The following is a 15,483-nucleotide window of genomic DNA, read 5'->3' as shown; positions in this document are numbered from 1 at the left end:
AGTTAAAAATTATTATTATTTTTAATTTGTCTAAATAAGATTTAGGCTTTACATTTGCAATGTAGAATTAATCTAAATAAAAAAAATGAGAAATATTATAATTATTGGCTCGCTATTAATTACGTCCGTTTTGTTTGCACAAGAAAAACAACTTACAAAAACTCAAAAAGATAGTATTGAAAGTTTAAACGAAGTAATTATTACCACCGATGCGATCATTGGAAGTAAATTTAAAGCCAAAAACAAAGCCGGATCAACTTATTTTATCTCTCCAAAAGAATTAAAAACCTTTAATTATGATGATGTTTCCAGGGTTCTAAGAACAGTTCCAGGCATCAATATTCAGGAAGAAGATGGCTTTGGCCTGAGACCAAACATTGGTATGAGAGGAACAAGCCCAGACCGTTCTGGTAATATTACCCTTATGGAAGATGGGGTTCTAATTGCTCCTGCACCTTATGCCGCTCCTGCCGCTTATTACTTTCCAACAGTAAACAGAATGCAGTCTTTCGAAATTGTAAAAGGCGGAAGTCAAATACAATACGGTCCTTATACTACCGGCGGCGCCATCAATATGGTTTCTACTCAAATCCCAAATCGTTTCACAGCCCGAGTTGTAGCCAGCATTGGTAGTTTCAATACCAAAAAAACATACGTAAATCTTGGGGATGAACGCGAAAATTTTGGTTATGTTTTAGAATACAACAATCGAAATTCAGACGGGTTTAAAAAAATTGACAACAGTACTAAAAATACCGGTTTTCAGGGAAATGATTATGTAGCTAAATTTAGAATTAATACAGATCTTGATGCCAAAGTCTTTCAGTCCTTGACTGCTAAAGTTCAATTTAGCGAAGATTTTGCTAATGAAACCTACCTTGGTTTAACCGAAGACGATTTCAACAATAGTCCTTACAGAAGGTATGCCGGATCAAATGAAGATTATATTGATACCGAGCACAAACAAATTATGTTTACGCATTTTATTCAACCTTCTAAAAATTTCAACATCACCACAAAAGCGTACAAAAATGATTTTGCCAGAAACTGGTACAAACTGGATGCTTTAAAAGTAGGAACAACAAAAGTGGGAATTAATTCTATATTAATTGACCCAACAAGGTATAATGCAGAATATTTAGCTTTAACTGGAGCTGCTAACACTGCTGATAATGCTTTATTAGTCAAAGCCAATAACAGGATGTATGAGTCTAAAGGAATCCAATCAGTAGCGAATTATAATTTTGCAACAGGAACGCTGAAACACGATCTTGATTTTGGATTTCGCTACCACGAAGATTATGAAGATCGCTTTCAATGGGTTGATGGGTACGCCATACAAAATGGAGTGATGAATAGAACTTCGAATGGAACTCCGGGCACAGATGCAAATAGGATTACAAACGCTGAAGCAATTGCCGCTCATGTGCTTTATACGATTACGTATGACAAATTTACGTTCTCGCCGGGAATCCGATATGAAAATATTAATTTAGAATCGATTAATTACGGGAGCAACGATATTATAAGAACCGGTACAAATATCGTAAATGCAAATAACCGTTCTGATGTTTGGATACCGGGAATGGGAATTCTATATAAAATAAATGAAGATTACAATGTGTTTACGAGTGTTCACAAAGGATTTTCACCTCCGGGCGCTAAAGTTGGAGAAGATGCTGAAAACAGTATCAACTCAGAACTGGGTTTTCGCTTTCAAAAAAATGCCTTTTACGGAGAATTGATTGGCTATTACAATGATTTTTCTAATTTACAAGGTTCGGATAACATGTCCGGTGGCGGAACTGGAACTGGAGATTTATTCAATGCAGGTGCCGCAATCGTAAAGGGAATTGAATTTTTGGCCACATATGAAATCCTGAACAATTCAGAAAAAGGATATAAACTGCCGCTTAGCTTTTCCTATACTCTGACGGATACGAAATTAAATAGTGACTTTAACAGCCCAATATGGGGAAATGTAACACGTGGAGATGAGATTCCGTACATCGCCAAAAATCAATTTGCTCTGACTGCCGCTTTCGAAACAGAAAAATTCAATTTGGCCATCAGTGGGAAATATGTAGATGCGTTTAGAACATTGGCAGGAACGGGAACTATTCCGTCCCAAAACAAAGTAAATAGCAATTTTATTGTAGATTTTTCAGCAAGATACCACCTCAGCCAAAAAGTGAGCCTGATGTCTAATATCATTAATTTAATGAATGAAAAGTATGCCGTTTCAAGAGTTCCTGCAGGTTTAAGACCAGGAATGCCTTTTAGTATCAATTTTGGAATTATGGCACAGTTGTAAAAAACTTTCTCATTAGTTTAACTCAAAAAGCAACCTCTTTTGGTTGCTTTTTCTTATTTTTACAATATGGATATTCAAGAAATTTTAGCTTTTTTTGCCCTTGGAATAGCACTTGCTTTTTTGATTAAAAAATTCTTCCTCAAAAAGAAAAAATCAGATAAAAATTGTGGCAGTGGTGATGATTGCGGCTGCCATTAAAATTTTATTTCGTGTTTAAACGTTAAAAAAGAGCCCATGTAAAATGTTTGGTAGTAGTCTGAACTATCTTAAAATAACAATAAGTCTGCACTTTCTTTAAAATATAAAGAAAGTGCAGTAATTTAATAAAATTACTTTTTTAGACTCAATACCAACTGTTTACGTTTGTATGTTTTAGAAAATGTTTTCAAATTTGAACTTGTTTCTGGTTTGACTTTGAACATTATTTCAGCTTTATCCCTACAAAAATTGAAATTATGATACTATTATGAATTAGTAATCCGCATGCGATTAGACCATCATAATTTTAACAAAAATCTGATCTATAGGTTATATATATTTAATCCCAATGAAAATATTTTTCATTTTGTTATAGTGATATGCAGTCATTCAGTAGTGATATAAAAAGTTATTTTAAATACCCAATTTTTACATAGTATTCGCTGGGGTTGATTTTGACACCTTCTTTTGGATATGGAAGAACACTATAGTTTTTAATGTTTTTTTGCTTTTTAGGTAAATATTTAGAAAACCATTCTTTATTTTCTTTTTCGTTTTCCATCGAAAAAACCAATATCCTGTTTTCAATTAATTTTAAATCTTTGTAAACAGAAACAACTCCCGAAACTTCCCCTTCCCAAATACATGTAACCCCTTCCGGACAACGGGAATCTGAAGAAATCGATTTTAGAACCAACTGAAAACCTTTTTTATTGAGGCATATTTTCTGATGTATCGTGCTGTATTTGACCTTCTGGGATTTAGGACTTTGCGCCAAAACTACACTGCTGATAATTATACAAAGGAATACTACTGACTTTTTCATAAACGCAATTTAAAAGATAAAGCTACGCTTCTTTTTAATAACAAATGGCAAAAATTAAAAATCCTATCCCAAAGCCACATCCAGAACCATCATCACTATAAATCCGCCAACAAATCCCAGTGTGGCAATATCCGTATTTTTATCCTGTTGTGTTTCTGGAATCACTTCCTCTACCACAACAAAAATCATAGCACCTGCAGCGAAGGCCAAAGCGTACGGTAAAATTGGGGTAAAAAATGTGACAGCAAAAGCGCCTAAAACAGCAGCAACTGGTTCTACCAAAGCTGATGATTGTCCATACATAAAGCTTTTCCTTCTACTCATTCCCATACGACGCAACGGCATGGCCACGGCAATACCTTCGGGGAAATTCTGAATTCCAATACCAATGGCCAAGGTAACAGCACCCGCAATGGAAGCCTCCGGAATCCCGGCAGCCACTCCGCCAAAAAGAACCCCTACGGCCAATCCTTCTGGTATATTATGCAGTGTAATTGCTGACACCAGTAATGTAGTACGTTGCCAAGGCGATTTAATTCCCTCCGTAACTTTAAAATTAATGTGAAGATGTGGCAATACTTTATCAATCCCAAAAATGAACAAGGCACCAAGAAAAAAACCAAAAGCTGCGGGAATCACTTTTTGAAAACCTTCGCCGCCAGTCATTTCTATAGCAGGAGCCAATAAACTCCAAAAACTTGCAGCAACCATTACGCCCCCTGTAAATCCGAGCATTCCGTCCAGTACCGTCCGGTTCATGGTTTTAAACAAAAAAACGAACGAGGCTCCTAAAGCCGTAAGAAACCAAGTGAATAAACTCGCGTACAAAGCGGCTAATATTGGGTCGATACTCGTGAAATAATCTACTATAGATTGAAACATAATTATTTAATGTATAAATTACTGGCAATTTTATTTGAAATGGTTATTTCTTTGGTACCAATGCGTATTCGGAAAGAGGAATCAAAAAATTCTTTCTCGACAATTTCAATCTGAGAACCCAAAGCAATTTCCTGTTTGTCTAAATATTTTAAAAATTCCGAAGAGGTATCCTTTACGCCTACACAAATCCCGATTTGGTTTTTCTCGAATTCAGAAAGCAGTTGTTTTTCTACTTTTATAATTCTTCCCTTGGCATCCGGAATAGGATCTCCATGAGGATCTTTAGTAGGATTTCCCAGAAAATCATCCAGTTTATTGATGAGTTTTTCAGATTTTATGTGTTCTAATTGTTCCGCAAGATCATGCACTTCATCCCATGAAAAGTCTAATTTCTCCACTAAAAAAGTTTCCCAAAGCCGGTGCTTTCGAACAATCATTTTAGCGGCTAATTGTCCTTGATCAGTAAGGGAAACGCCTTGGTATTTGATGTAGTTGACTAACTCTTTTTCGGCGAGTTTCTTGAGCATATCGGTAACGGATGATGCTTTGGTTTCTATTTTTTCGGCAATCGCATTGGTGCTGATATCCACCTCTGAAACGGCCGTAAGGTGGTAAATGGTCTTAAGATAATTTTCTTCTGAAAAGGTCATGCTGTTTTTTTTTGATGTTTTCTCTCCCTACATTTGTACAGCTGTAAAGAATAAAGAATTGCAACAATCTTAATAAATTAGAACTGTAAAACAATTACAACAACAAAGATACACAAAAAAGCACACCAAAAATATTTTTTTAGTCAAGTCTAAAATATAAGAACAAATTATAAACAGTTAGGACACAATCCAGAAAGTGTAAAATTAGCCTCCTTCATTACGTAGTTCGGCGGTAATTTAAAGGTGGGCGATACATTCTCCAAGCAGGTTACCAATTGGCATTTCTCGCAACTAAAATGAATGTGATTGTGGCTATGCGGAACACCATTGTCCAAGTCATGGCAACTTGCATATTTTATGGTTCCGTCTAAAGTAACCATTTTATGAATCACATCTTCGGTCATAAGGCGATTCAAAACCCTGTAAATGGTAACGCGGTCACAAAAATTTTGGCTTAAAGCCTGAATTTCTGTATGCGATAACGCCACATCCGAATTTCTTATTATTTCTAAAATAGCAGTTTTAGCGGTTGTGTTCCGAGTTATTTTCATTTTTGGATAAATTACTTATCGCAACAATGTTGCTTTATTGAATATATTTCTATATTTGCAACACAATTGCATTAAGCAAATATACAAGAAATGAAGAAACTATCAATATCTAGCATCGATCTTTTAGGGATTTCGAGTGCCGGTTTGTGCCTGATCCATTGTTTAGTTTTGCCTTTACTAACCATCCTGCCTTTTGGCGTGTCGCACAATCCGTATATCGATTTACTGTTTGCATTAACAGGTCTTTGGGCCGTATTGCGCCTTATAAAAACGGCCACTTTTAGGATAATTGTTATATTCCTGCTCTCCATATCTCTAATTCTGTTGAGTGTGTTAATTGACATTTTTCTCGATTTACACACTAATTTGTTAATTATAGGCGGAATAGGAATGATACTCGGACATCTCTTGAATTATAAAAATCACAAAAAAAAGCACCTATGAAAAAATTGCCCGTAACTGTATTATCTGGTTTCTTGGGAGCCGGAAAAACCTCCTTACTCAATTATATCCTGCATAATAAAGAGGGTTTGAAAGTAGCCGTTATCGTAAATGACATGAGTGAGGTCAATATTGATGCGCAATTAGTCAAAAAAGAAAACACGCTTTCCCGTACCGAGGAGCGATTAGTCGAAATGAGCAACGGCTGTATTTGTTGTACGCTACGCGAAGATTTAATGCTAGAAGTCGAGAAATTAGCCAAAGAAGACCGTTTTGACTACCTGTTAATTGAGAGTTCCGGGATAAGCGAACCAATTCCTGTCGCACAGACTTTTTCCTTTGTAAATGAAGAAGAAAACATCGATTTATCCCGATTTAGTTTCATTGATACGATGGTGACCGTGGTCGATGCCTTTAATTTCTTTAAAGATTTTGGCTCAGCCCAAACTCTTCAGGACCGGAAAGTGTCTGATATTGAAAATGATACTCGCACAATTGTAAACCTGCTGGTCGATCAAGTAGAGTTTGCCAACGTCATCATCCTGAACAAAACTGATTTGGTTACCCAAAAAGAATTGGAAGTTCTCAAAGCATCCATCCAGAAACTGAATCCCATAGCTAAAATAATCCCTTCTATTCTTGGAAGAGTTAATATCAACGAAGTCCTAAACACCGGATTATTTAACTACGAAGAAGCCGAAGCCTCCGCTGGGTGGATGCAGGAGCTCGAAGGAATTCATATGCCTGAAACTGAAGAATACGGAATTTCTTCCTTTGTTTTTAGAGACGAACGTCCGTTTCACCCCTGTCGCTTTTGGCACTACCTAACAAAGGATTTTCCGCAGCATATCATTCGGAGCAAGGGATTATGCTGGATTGCTTCCCGACCACAACAAGCCATCAACTGGAGTCAGGCCGGCGGATCCATGAAAGCCGAGGGAGCTGGTGTCTGGTGGGCCAGTATGCCTCTGGGGGAACGGATGACTTTTCGTAATTTTGTCGAATATCAAGACATTATCGAAGAGCGATGGACGACCAATTTTGGAGATCGCCTAAATGAAATCGTATTTATAGGGCTGCAAATGGACGAAAATTTAATTCGAGAACAACTCGAAAACTGCCTTTGCACCAGTGATGAAATTATGGATTTACAAGGCGGTTTTTTTCCTAGTACCGATGCTTTTCCTATTCCTAGAGCCTATCACGAGGACCAAGGAAAAGCGGTTCTAAATAAAATATAATGGTTATAAATCCTACTCATTTTAGTTAAATATTCGGTAATCAACGGTTCATTGTTATGATGAATCCTTTTTTTATCCATTGAACAATATAATTTTTATATATCAAATATTATTTTTAGATTTGTCTAAAATTTAATTTATAATAATGAAAAATATATTTTATTTACTACTTGCCTTTTCGTTCCAAATGATAGTTGGCCAAGAAAAAAGTAGTGTTTCGGGCTTCATTTCTTCGGAAAAAAAGAAAATTCAAGCAGCGCAAGTCCTTTTACTAAAAACTAATTACACAACTCAAACCGATAGTTTAGGCCACTATAGAATAGATGCTGTTCCTGAGGGAAATTATAAAATACAAATTACCGCAGCCGGTTTTCAAACGGTCAACAAAACTATAAGTATAAAAAAAAACGATTCAATTCTTGTTAACTTTGAACTATACAACACGGACAATCAACTCAACGAGGTCGTGGTTTCCGGAACTTTAAAACCCGTAAAAAGACTGGAAAGTCCCGTTCCTGTTGAAGTATATTCTCCCACATTTTTCAAAAAAAACCCTACAGCCAGTATTTACGAAGCTTTACAAAATGTAAATGGCGTGCGTCCGCAACTCAATTGTGGCGTATGCAATACAGGCGACATTCATATTAACGGACTCGAAGGCCCGTATACTCTGGTCTTAATAGACGGAATGCCCATCGTGAGCAGTTTATCTACGGTGTATGGATTATCTGGAATTCCAAATTCACTGGTCGAACGAATCGAAATCGTAAAAGGTCCCGCTTCGTCTCTATACGGTAGTGAGGCTGTTGGAGGTTTGATCAATATTATTACCAAAAATCCAACAAACGCTCCCTTGTTTTCGGCTGATATTTTCTCAACTTCTTGGTTAGAGACCAATGTTGATTTAGGAGTAAAACTCAATGTTGGGCAGAAAGCTACGGCACTTCTAGGTTTAAATTATTTTAGCTACAATCAAAAAATAGACAACGACAATGACGGATTTACAGATGTTACACTTTCGGACCGAATCTCCCTTTTTCAAAAATGGACTTTCAACAGAAAAGAAAACCGTTTGTTCACTATTGCGGCGCGTGGGGTATATGAAGACCGTTTTGGCGGCGATGTGCGTTGGGAGAAAAAACACCGTGGCGGAGACGAAATCTATGGCGAAAGCATTTATACCAAACGAGCAGAATTAATAGGAAGTTACCAATTGCCTTTTCAGGAAAAACTAATGCTGTCTTTTTCAGGAAATGTACATTATCAGGATAGCAGATACGGTACAACGAGCTATATTGCGAATCAAAAAATTGGTTTTCTACAGTTAACTTGGGATAAGAAAATAGGAAAAAACGACCTGCTTGCAGGAATTGCCACCCGATACAATTATTACGATGACAATACACCGGCAACATTAAAACAGGGAAATAACAACCCAGAGAAAACCTGGCTACCGGGGATTTTTGTTCAGGACGAAATTACATTTACCGAAAAACACAAACTTTTACTGGGAATGCGCTACGATTACAACTCATTTCACGGAAATATTTTCACACCACGATTAGCCTATAAATGGAAATTGAACGATAATAATATCATTCGTTTAAATACCGGGACAGGGTTTAGAGTCGTGAATTTATTCACCGAAGATCATGCTGCCTTGACTGGTGCTCGCGAAGTTATAATTGCAAACAACCTAAAGCCCGAGCAATCCGTAAATGCAAATTTGAATTATATTAAGAAAATAAATTTTGATAACGGAACCTTTATTGGCATTGAAACTTCCTTATTTCATACCCGCTTCAGCAATAAGATAATATCGGATTATGTTACTGATCCCAACCAAATCATCTATGACAACATCAACGGTTATGCGATAAGTCAAGGAATCAGTGCGAATATCGATTTCAATTTTCCTAATGGATTAAAAATTATCACCGGTGCTTCCCTGCTTGACAATAAAAACGTTCAAAATGGCCGAAAAGAAAACCCTATTCTAACTGAAAAATTTACAGCAACTTGGAGTGTTTCCTATAAAATTCAAGCTATCGATTTAAATATTGATTACACCGGAAATCTATACAGCCCTATGCGACTCCCACTTTTAAGCGCTTTAGATCCCCGTGCTCCAGAATCACCTTGGTACAGTTTACAAAACATTCAATTCACGTATTCTGGTTTACCTGATTTTGAAATTTATGTCGGAATTAAAAACCTGTTGAACTTTTTACCCAAACAAAACAACCCTTTTTTGATTGCAAGAACTGATGATCCTTTTGATAAAAATGTAACCTACGACACAAACGGACAAGCGCAGGCCACTCCCCAAAATCCCTATGGACTAACCTTTGACACTACCTATGTATATGGGCCCAACCAGGGAATCAGAAGCTTTTTCGGACTCCGATATACCTTGAGATAATGAGAAAAAAACTGTATTTACTGGTACTCCTATGCTTTGCAATTCCTTCTGGATTCGCGCAGTTGCATTCGGTTTCGTTTGAACAAATTGACAGTTTGCAAAATAACAAAAAGAGAAAAACGATAGTTTTTATTCAAACCGATTGGTGCCAATTTTGTCATGCCATGAAAAACACCACTTTTAAAAACAAGGAAATTATTACCCAGCTCAATTCTAATTTCTATTTTATTGATTTTAATGCCGAGGAAAAGCGAACGGTTATTTTTAACAAAACCAGTTTTCAATTCCGACCCACGGGAAACAACTCCGGAACACATGAACTGGCCCTCGCATTAGGAACAGTCAACAAGCAACTGAACTTTCCTGTTTTGTGTGTTTTGAACAGTGAAAATGAGATTATTTTTCAGCACAACGGCTACTTAAACACAAAAGAATTTAAGCTGATTTTAGCCAAACTAAAAGAATAAAATTGTCTATTTTTGAGGAAATGTCAAATTCTCAAATGAAACACTTCGATTACATCTTTACCGGCGCAGGATTATCGGCTTTAATGACCGTGTATAAAATGGTCCAATCTGGTAAATTCCGAGATAAAAGTATTTTGTTATTGGATGAAAATACCAAAAAAACCAACGACAGAACCTGGTGTTTTTGGAAAACTAGTGATTCGGTTTGGGAACAATCCATTTCCAAGAAATGGGATTCGGCTTTGTTTGCCAATTCAGATTTTCGACGAGATTTAGACTTGAAACCCTACCGCTACAATATGGTTAAAGGGCTGGATTTCTATAATCAGGTATTTGATCTGCTTTCAAAACAAGAAAACATCACGTTCATCAACCAGAAAGTTTTGGAAATCGAAGAATCTGAAACTATCATTCTGGTACAAACCGAAAGCGAATCCTTTTCCTGCTCGAAATTGTTTAATAGTATTTACAACAACAAAAAAGCAGAAAACCAGACAAAATATCCTGTTTTACAACAGCATTTTATAGGTTGGTTTATCAAAAGTGAGCAAGCTGTATTCAATCCCGAACAAGCTACTTTCATGGATTTTTCAGTGGAACAAAAAGGAAATACCCGTTTTATGTATGTGTTGCCTACTTCCAAAACTGAAGCTTTGCTGGAATACACGTTGTTTTCGCACAAACATTTAAAAACTGAGGAGTACGAAAACGAAATCCAGCAATACATCGAAAAACTTGGGATTACAAACTATGAAATCGTTGAAAAAGAACAAGGTAGTATTCCCATGACGTGTTATCCTTTTTGGAAAGCCAATACGAAAAACGCAATCAACATAGGAACTTCTGGCGGCTGGACGAAAGCCAGTACGGGCTATACTTTCAAAAATTCGGATAAAAAATCAACAGAATTGGTTGCCTTTCTACAAAGGGAAACCGACTTTACTAAGTTTCATAAAAGAACCAAATTCTGGTTGTACGATTTGCTTTTGCTAGACATCTTAGACCGAAAAAATGAATTGGGTTCTTCTATCTTTTCTTCGATGTTCAAAAAAGGAAATCCAACATTAATTTTTAAATTTCTGGATGAGGAAACTTCTTTTATTGAGGACATTACCGTTATTCTAAAATGTCCCAAAATCCTATTTATTAAAGCTATTTTTCATGTAGCTTTCAAAGCAATGAAATAGAAATCAAACTATAACAAAACTTTATAATTCAACTCCTATACTTGATTGTAAACTTTGTAACTTTGCAATTCAAAATTAGTATTGATTTAAAATAAAAAAGATATGTATCCAGAAGAAATGGTAAAACCAATGCAAGCCGAATTAACCGCTGCAGGTTTTCAAGATTTACATAGTGCTGAAGCAGTAGAAAACGCAATAAAATTAGAAGGAACAACACTTGTAGTTGTAAATTCGGTTTGTGGTTGTGCTGCCAGAAACGCACGTCCGGGGGCAAAAATGAGTTTGGATGGCGCTAAGAAACCAGACCATTTAATCACCGTTTTTGCAGGAGTTGACAAAGATGCAGTTGATGCCGCAAGACAACACATGTTCCCTTTTCCTCCATCATCGCCAAGTATGGCTTTGTTCAAAAACGGAGAATTAGTGCACATGTTAGAGCGTCATCACATTGAAGGTCGCCCAGCAGAATTAATTGCTGAAAACTTGAAAGACGCATTTAACGAGTATTGTTAAAATTTACATTTTAGAATATATTAACCCTTTCAGAGTTCTAAACTCTGAAAGGGTTTTTTATTTATAAACAACGTAAACTTTGTATAATTTTTTTATTTGGAGCTATTTCCAGCTATTCGCTACAATCTTTTTTTCCGCTAAAAAGCGGATAAAAAAGGATTTCCACTGCTATCTGGGCTAAAAGATATTTGGTGCTAGAAAAAGAGGTGTATATTTGATGACGGTAAATAGTTAGGCCAATGTTAATCAATAATATTAAAAAACGACAAAAAATAAATTATGAAATATTACAAACAGCTATTCTCAATTTTCACTATTCTCTTACTTTTGACAAATAATGCATTTTCTCAAAAAAGAAAAATAGTTAAAATTGACTCTCTAATGAAATGGTCAAACCAAATTGGAGTTTTTAATGGAAATGTACTTGTTTCAAAAAATAATAAAATATTATACAACGCTTCATTCGGATTTACTGATGCAACAAAAACAAATAAATTAACTACCAATTATAGATTCAATATTGGCTCTATCACAAAAGAATTTAGTGCAGTTGCTTTACTGCAGTTACAACAACAAGGCAAATTAAAATTGACCGATAAGATTTCTAAATTCATTCCGGAATTACAAAAATGGGCAAATGAAGTTTCAATTATAGATTTATTGCAATATACAAGTGGGATACCTAATGTCAAATGGGCGGGGATTAAAAATGATAAAGACATTTTTGATGGTTTAAAATTAATCAACTCACTTGACTTTAAACCAGGAACAAATTACGATTATAACAACAATAATGTTTTTTTAAGACACTTTATTGTTGAACGATTAACTGGAATGTCTTATAAAACTTATGTAGAAAAATTCATCTTCAAACCTTGTAAAATGAATTTTTCTATTATGACACCTTTTGAAAATGTAGAAAACATAGCTAAAGGATTTAATAATAATTTAGTTTCGGACAAAACCGACTTACCAATAACCGGTGGTATTTACTTAACAACCTTTGATTTACTGAAATGGGCAAATTGTCTTCATTCAAAAAAAATAATCAATAAAAAATCACTTTACGAAATAGGTCAACAATTTGATTTGCATGAAACTCAATCCGCTTTGGGACAAGCAAAATTTAAAGGCGGAAATTTAATTGAGCATTTACATGATGGAAGATCTGGAAATTATGAAGCAATTTTAGTTTCTGATATTGATGAGAAATTTACAATAATTCTATTAAACAACAATTTTAACGGAAAAGTTTCTGAAATATCATATGCTATTACAGCAATATTAAAAGACCAAAGATATAGCCTTCCAAAAAATTAATTAAAAAACAATCGATTCCCCTCTCCCGCACCATTCCTTTCATCCGGCTCGGCGTAATAATTACGATCCTAAACAACTAATCATCCTATTTACCACAACTACCCTAGCCCAGATTAAAGCGGTATCCTCTTGTTGTAGCGATAGCGGAAACAAGAGATTTAGCGAAAAGCTGGAAATAGCTCCAAGAAAATTAAACCATTAAGACATTAAGATAAATTAAAAATGCCTTGTTATTGATTATGAACCTTAGTCCCTTGAAAACTTTGCCTCTCTGAACCTTTTTTCATACTTTTGCTAAAAATATATTTCTCAACTTAAAACTGTTTATAGCATGCAACTGTATAACACATTAAGCGCAGAGGAAAGAGCCATCATGATTGATGATGCCGGAAAACAACGTCTTACGCTGTCTTTCTATGCTTATGCGCAAATCTCAAATCCAACACAATTTCGTAACGAATTATTTCTGGCGTGGAACTCACTTGAAGTTCTGGGCCGAATTTATGTTGCCAGTGAGGGAATCAACGCCCAATTATCATTGCCTGCCGATAATTTTTACGCGTTCAAAGATTCAATTGAAGTTTATGATTTCATGAAAGGAATCCGATTGAATATTGCCGTAGAACAAGACGATCACTCGTTCTTGAAACTCACCGTAAAAGTGCGTGACAAAATTGTGGCTGATGGTTTGGTTGATGAAACTTTTGATGTAACGAATATTGGAATTCATTTAAAAGCGGCGGAATTCAATGCTCTTCTAGAAGATCCAAACACGATTGTAGTCGATATGCGAAATCATTACGAAAGTGAAATTGGACATTTCACCAAAGCTATAAAACCAGATGTGGATACTTTTCGGGAATCATTACCCATTATCGAAGAGCACCTCGCGGAACACAAACAAGACAAAAAACTATTGATGTACTGCACCGGAGGAATTCGCTGCGAAAAAGCCAGTGCTTATTTCAAACACAAAGGTTTTGAAAACGTGTACCAACTGGAAGGCGGAATTATTGAATACACCCGCCAGGTAAAAGCAGAAGGTTTAGAAAGTAAATTTATTGGGAAAAACTTCGTGTTTGATCATCGCTTGGGCGAAAGAATCACAGACGATATTGTTTCGCAATGTCATCAATGTGGTGCGCCTTGCGATGTGCATACCAATTGCGTGAACGAAGGTTGTCATTTGCTTTTTATTCAATGTGATTCTTGTAAGGAAAAAATGGAAGGTTGCTGTTCTACGGAATGTGTAACTGTGATTCATTTGCCGGAAGAAGAACAAAAAGCCATCCGCAGAGGAATTAAAAACGGAAATAAGATTTTCAAAAAAGGGAAATCAGACGTTTTGACTTTCAAAAATAATCAAGATCCATTAGCAGGAGTTCCGAATCTTAGTGAATTGGCTGAGTCAAAAATTGCTCGCAGAGTAGCTACCGTTCTCAAAAAAGAAATAAAGATCAAAAAACAATACATTGGAAAAGGAACTCACTTTTATCCAAAACCAAGTATTGGTCAGTTTCTAATTGAAGAAAACGAAATCAAAATTGGTGATACGATTCTGATTAAAGGCCTTACAACAGGCGAGCAAAAACTGGTAATCGAAGAAATGCTGGTGAACGATTTTGCACAAGAAAAAGCAGTTTCTGGAGACACTTGTACTTTTAAATTGCCATTCCGGATTCGATTGTCAGATAAATTATATAAAGTTGTAGATTAGTGGAAATTTAAAACTAATTGTATGCCACATTCCTTTAATAAATTATGGATTCATGCTGTTTGGGCAACCAAAAACAGAGGTGAATTAATTGACTTTTCAATAGAGAAACAAGTATACGACTATATCAGACAAGAATTAATTGAATTGGGATGTCCCGTACGAATCATTAATGGAATGCCCGATCATATTCACGCCTTATTTTTATTAAATCCACAAAAATCAATTGCAGATGTAATAAAACAAATTAAAGGGAGCTCGTCACATTCTATAAATGGAGAAAATTTAATGATTGAAAAATTTGCTTGGCAAACAGGTTATGCCGCTTATTCCGTTAGTGAATCTCAATTAGAAGCCGTTTATAATTACATAAAGAATCAAAAGCAACATCATTTAAAGAAAAATTCTCAAGATGAATTTGACGAATTTATAAAATTACATGGGTTAAGCCAAATTTGAAACCGTGGCTATGTTCAAAAAACACACAGCCATTAAACTATAGCCAACCGTTTCAACGGTTGGAGACATTCATGGGTCAATGTATTGTTCTTTACTTTACGTTGCCAACGGTTGAAACCGTGGGCTATGTTCTAAACAAACACATCTATTAAACCATCGCCAACCGTTTCAACGGTTGGAAAAATTCATGGGTCAATCTTTGAAAAATAATGTGTTGTTCTTTACGTTGCCAACGGTTGAAACCGTGGGCTATGTTCTAAACAAACACATCTATTAAACCATAGCCAACCGTTTCAAC

Annotated in this window: 15 protein-coding genes; 11 read left to right on the top strand and 4 right to left on the bottom strand. The window is 35.7% G+C overall.

From position 1 onward, the window contains the following. Positions 1–85: 85 nt before the first annotated feature. Together EKM00_RS04205 and EKM00_RS04200 are read left to right on the top strand one after the other, a co-directional pair. Positions 86–2,314 (top strand): TonB-dependent receptor family protein, encoded by a 2,229-nt coding sequence (locus tag EKM00_RS04205; protein WP_126515337.1) that lies wholly within the window; start codon positions 86–88, stop codon positions 2,312–2,314. Positions 2,315–2,380: 66 nt separating this feature from the next. After that, entirely contained in the window at positions 2,381–2,512 is a 132-nt protein-coding gene (locus EKM00_RS04200) for a FeoB-associated Cys-rich membrane protein (protein WP_126452183.1), read from the top strand. 409 nt (positions 2,513–2,921) lie between these two features. On the opposite strand, the gene EKM00_RS04195 is transcribed toward EKM00_RS04200, so the two are convergent. The 4 genes from EKM00_RS04195 to EKM00_RS04180 form a co-directional block, all read right to left on the bottom strand. Then, on the bottom strand, positions 2,922–3,338 hold the full coding sequence (locus EKM00_RS04195; RefSeq protein ID WP_126452185.1) for a hypothetical protein: 417 nt from the start codon (positions 3,336–3,338) through the stop codon (positions 2,922–2,924). A 63-nt stretch (positions 3,339–3,401) separates the two neighbouring features. Further along, positions 3,402–4,220: a ZIP family metal transporter gene (locus tag EKM00_RS04190; RefSeq protein ID WP_126452187.1), complete on the bottom strand. Its 819-nt coding sequence runs from the start codon at positions 4,218–4,220 to the stop codon at positions 3,402–3,404. A 2-nt stretch (positions 4,221–4,222) separates the two neighbouring features. After that, complete coding sequence (locus EKM00_RS04185) at positions 4,223–4,870, bottom strand: metal-dependent transcriptional regulator (protein WP_126452189.1); 648 nt, start codon at positions 4,868–4,870, stop codon at positions 4,223–4,225. A gap of 167 nt (positions 4,871–5,037) precedes the next feature. Continuing rightward, on the bottom strand, positions 5,038–5,421 hold the full coding sequence (locus EKM00_RS04180) for a Fur family transcriptional regulator (RefSeq protein WP_126452191.1): 384 nt from the start codon (positions 5,419–5,421) through the stop codon (positions 5,038–5,040). A gap of 90 nt (positions 5,422–5,511) precedes the next feature. On the opposite strand from EKM00_RS04180, the gene EKM00_RS04175 reads away from it, so the two are divergent. From EKM00_RS04175 to tnpA, 9 genes are all read left to right on the top strand, one after another. Further along, complete coding sequence (locus EKM00_RS04175; RefSeq protein WP_126515336.1) at positions 5,512–5,865, top strand: MerC family mercury resistance protein; 354 nt, start codon at positions 5,512–5,514, stop codon at positions 5,863–5,865. After that, entirely contained in the window at positions 5,862–7,103 is a 1,242-nt protein-coding gene (locus EKM00_RS04170) for a GTP-binding protein (protein ID WP_126515335.1), read from the top strand. Before EKM00_RS04175 ends, EKM00_RS04170 begins: the two co-directional genes overlap by 4 nt. Positions 7,104–7,248: 145 nt before the next feature. After that, a complete protein-coding gene (locus tag EKM00_RS04165) occupies positions 7,249–9,525 on the top strand; it encodes a TonB-dependent receptor (RefSeq protein ID WP_126515334.1) in 2,277 nt (758 codons plus the stop codon). Beyond that, positions 9,525–9,992, top strand: a complete 468-nt coding sequence (locus EKM00_RS04160) for a thioredoxin family protein (protein WP_126515333.1) — start codon at positions 9,525–9,527, stop codon at positions 9,990–9,992. The genes EKM00_RS04165 and EKM00_RS04160 overlap by 1 nt, the downstream gene beginning before the upstream one ends. Positions 9,993–10,027: 35 nt before the next feature. Beyond that, positions 10,028–11,179, top strand: coding sequence for a lycopene cyclase family protein (locus EKM00_RS04155; RefSeq protein ID WP_126515332.1), 1,152 nt, complete (start codon positions 10,028–10,030; stop codon positions 11,177–11,179). A 102-nt stretch (positions 11,180–11,281) separates the two neighbouring features. Continuing rightward, complete coding sequence (locus tag EKM00_RS04150) at positions 11,282–11,692, top strand: BrxA/BrxB family bacilliredoxin (RefSeq protein WP_126452203.1); 411 nt, start codon at positions 11,282–11,284, stop codon at positions 11,690–11,692. Positions 11,693–11,971: 279 nt separating this feature from the next. After that, the gene (locus tag EKM00_RS04145; RefSeq protein ID WP_126515331.1) at positions 11,972–13,012 is read left to right on the top strand and encodes a serine hydrolase domain-containing protein; all 1,041 of its coding nucleotides are present in this window, start codon (positions 11,972–11,974) and stop codon (positions 13,010–13,012) included. A gap of 331 nt (positions 13,013–13,343) precedes the next feature. Further along, a complete protein-coding gene (trhO, locus tag EKM00_RS04140) occupies positions 13,344–14,729 on the top strand; it encodes an oxygen-dependent tRNA uridine(34) hydroxylase TrhO (protein ID WP_126515330.1) in 1,386 nt (461 codons plus the stop codon). A 21-nt stretch (positions 14,730–14,750) separates the two neighbouring features. Next, the gene (gene tnpA, locus EKM00_RS04135) at positions 14,751–15,185 is read left to right on the top strand and encodes an IS200/IS605 family transposase (RefSeq protein ID WP_126452209.1); all 435 of its coding nucleotides are present in this window, start codon (positions 14,751–14,753) and stop codon (positions 15,183–15,185) included. Positions 15,186–15,483: the final 298 nt, after the last annotated feature.

It is taken from the genome of Flavobacterium sp. RSP15 (assembly GCF_003968755.1).
In the GTDB taxonomy this organism is placed as follows: Bacteria; Bacteroidota; Bacteroidia; order Flavobacteriales; family Flavobacteriaceae; genus Flavobacterium.
The sequence above is the reverse complement of the archived record's forward strand: the minus strand, read 5'-3'. Positions and strand labels throughout refer to the sequence as shown.

Coding starts and splice junctions, on each gene's coding strand:
- EKM00_RS04205 (WP_126515337.1), top strand. CDS start 86: ATGAGAAATATTATAATTATTGGCTCGCTATTAATTACGTCCGTTTTG.
- EKM00_RS04200 (WP_126452183.1), top strand. CDS start 2,381: ATGGATATTCAAGAAATTTTAGCTTTTTTTGCCCTTGGAATAGCACTT.
- EKM00_RS04195 (WP_126452185.1), bottom strand. CDS start 3,338: ATGAAAAAGTCAGTAGTATTCCTTTGTATAATTATCAGCAGTGTAGTT.
- EKM00_RS04190 (WP_126452187.1), bottom strand. CDS start 4,220: ATGTTTCAATCTATAGTAGATTATTTCACGAGTATCGACCCAATATTA.
- EKM00_RS04185 (WP_126452189.1), bottom strand. CDS start 4,870: ATGACCTTTTCAGAAGAAAATTATCTTAAGACCATTTACCACCTTACG.
- EKM00_RS04180 (WP_126452191.1), bottom strand. CDS start 5,421: ATGAAAATAACTCGGAACACAACCGCTAAAACTGCTATTTTAGAAATA.
- EKM00_RS04175 (WP_126515336.1), top strand. CDS start 5,512: ATGAAGAAACTATCAATATCTAGCATCGATCTTTTAGGGATTTCGAGT.
- EKM00_RS04170 (WP_126515335.1), top strand. CDS start 5,862: ATGAAAAAATTGCCCGTAACTGTATTATCTGGTTTCTTGGGAGCCGGA.
- EKM00_RS04165 (WP_126515334.1), top strand. CDS start 7,249: ATGAAAAATATATTTTATTTACTACTTGCCTTTTCGTTCCAAATGATA.
- EKM00_RS04160 (WP_126515333.1), top strand. CDS start 9,525: ATGAGAAAAAAACTGTATTTACTGGTACTCCTATGCTTTGCAATTCCT.
- EKM00_RS04155 (WP_126515332.1), top strand. CDS start 10,028: ATGAAACACTTCGATTACATCTTTACCGGCGCAGGATTATCGGCTTTA.
- EKM00_RS04150 (WP_126452203.1), top strand. CDS start 11,282: ATGTATCCAGAAGAAATGGTAAAACCAATGCAAGCCGAATTAACCGCT.
- EKM00_RS04145 (WP_126515331.1), top strand. CDS start 11,972: ATGAAATATTACAAACAGCTATTCTCAATTTTCACTATTCTCTTACTT.
- trhO (WP_126515330.1), top strand. CDS start 13,344: ATGCAACTGTATAACACATTAAGCGCAGAGGAAAGAGCCATCATGATT.
- tnpA (WP_126452209.1), top strand. CDS start 14,751: ATGCCACATTCCTTTAATAAATTATGGATTCATGCTGTTTGGGCAACC.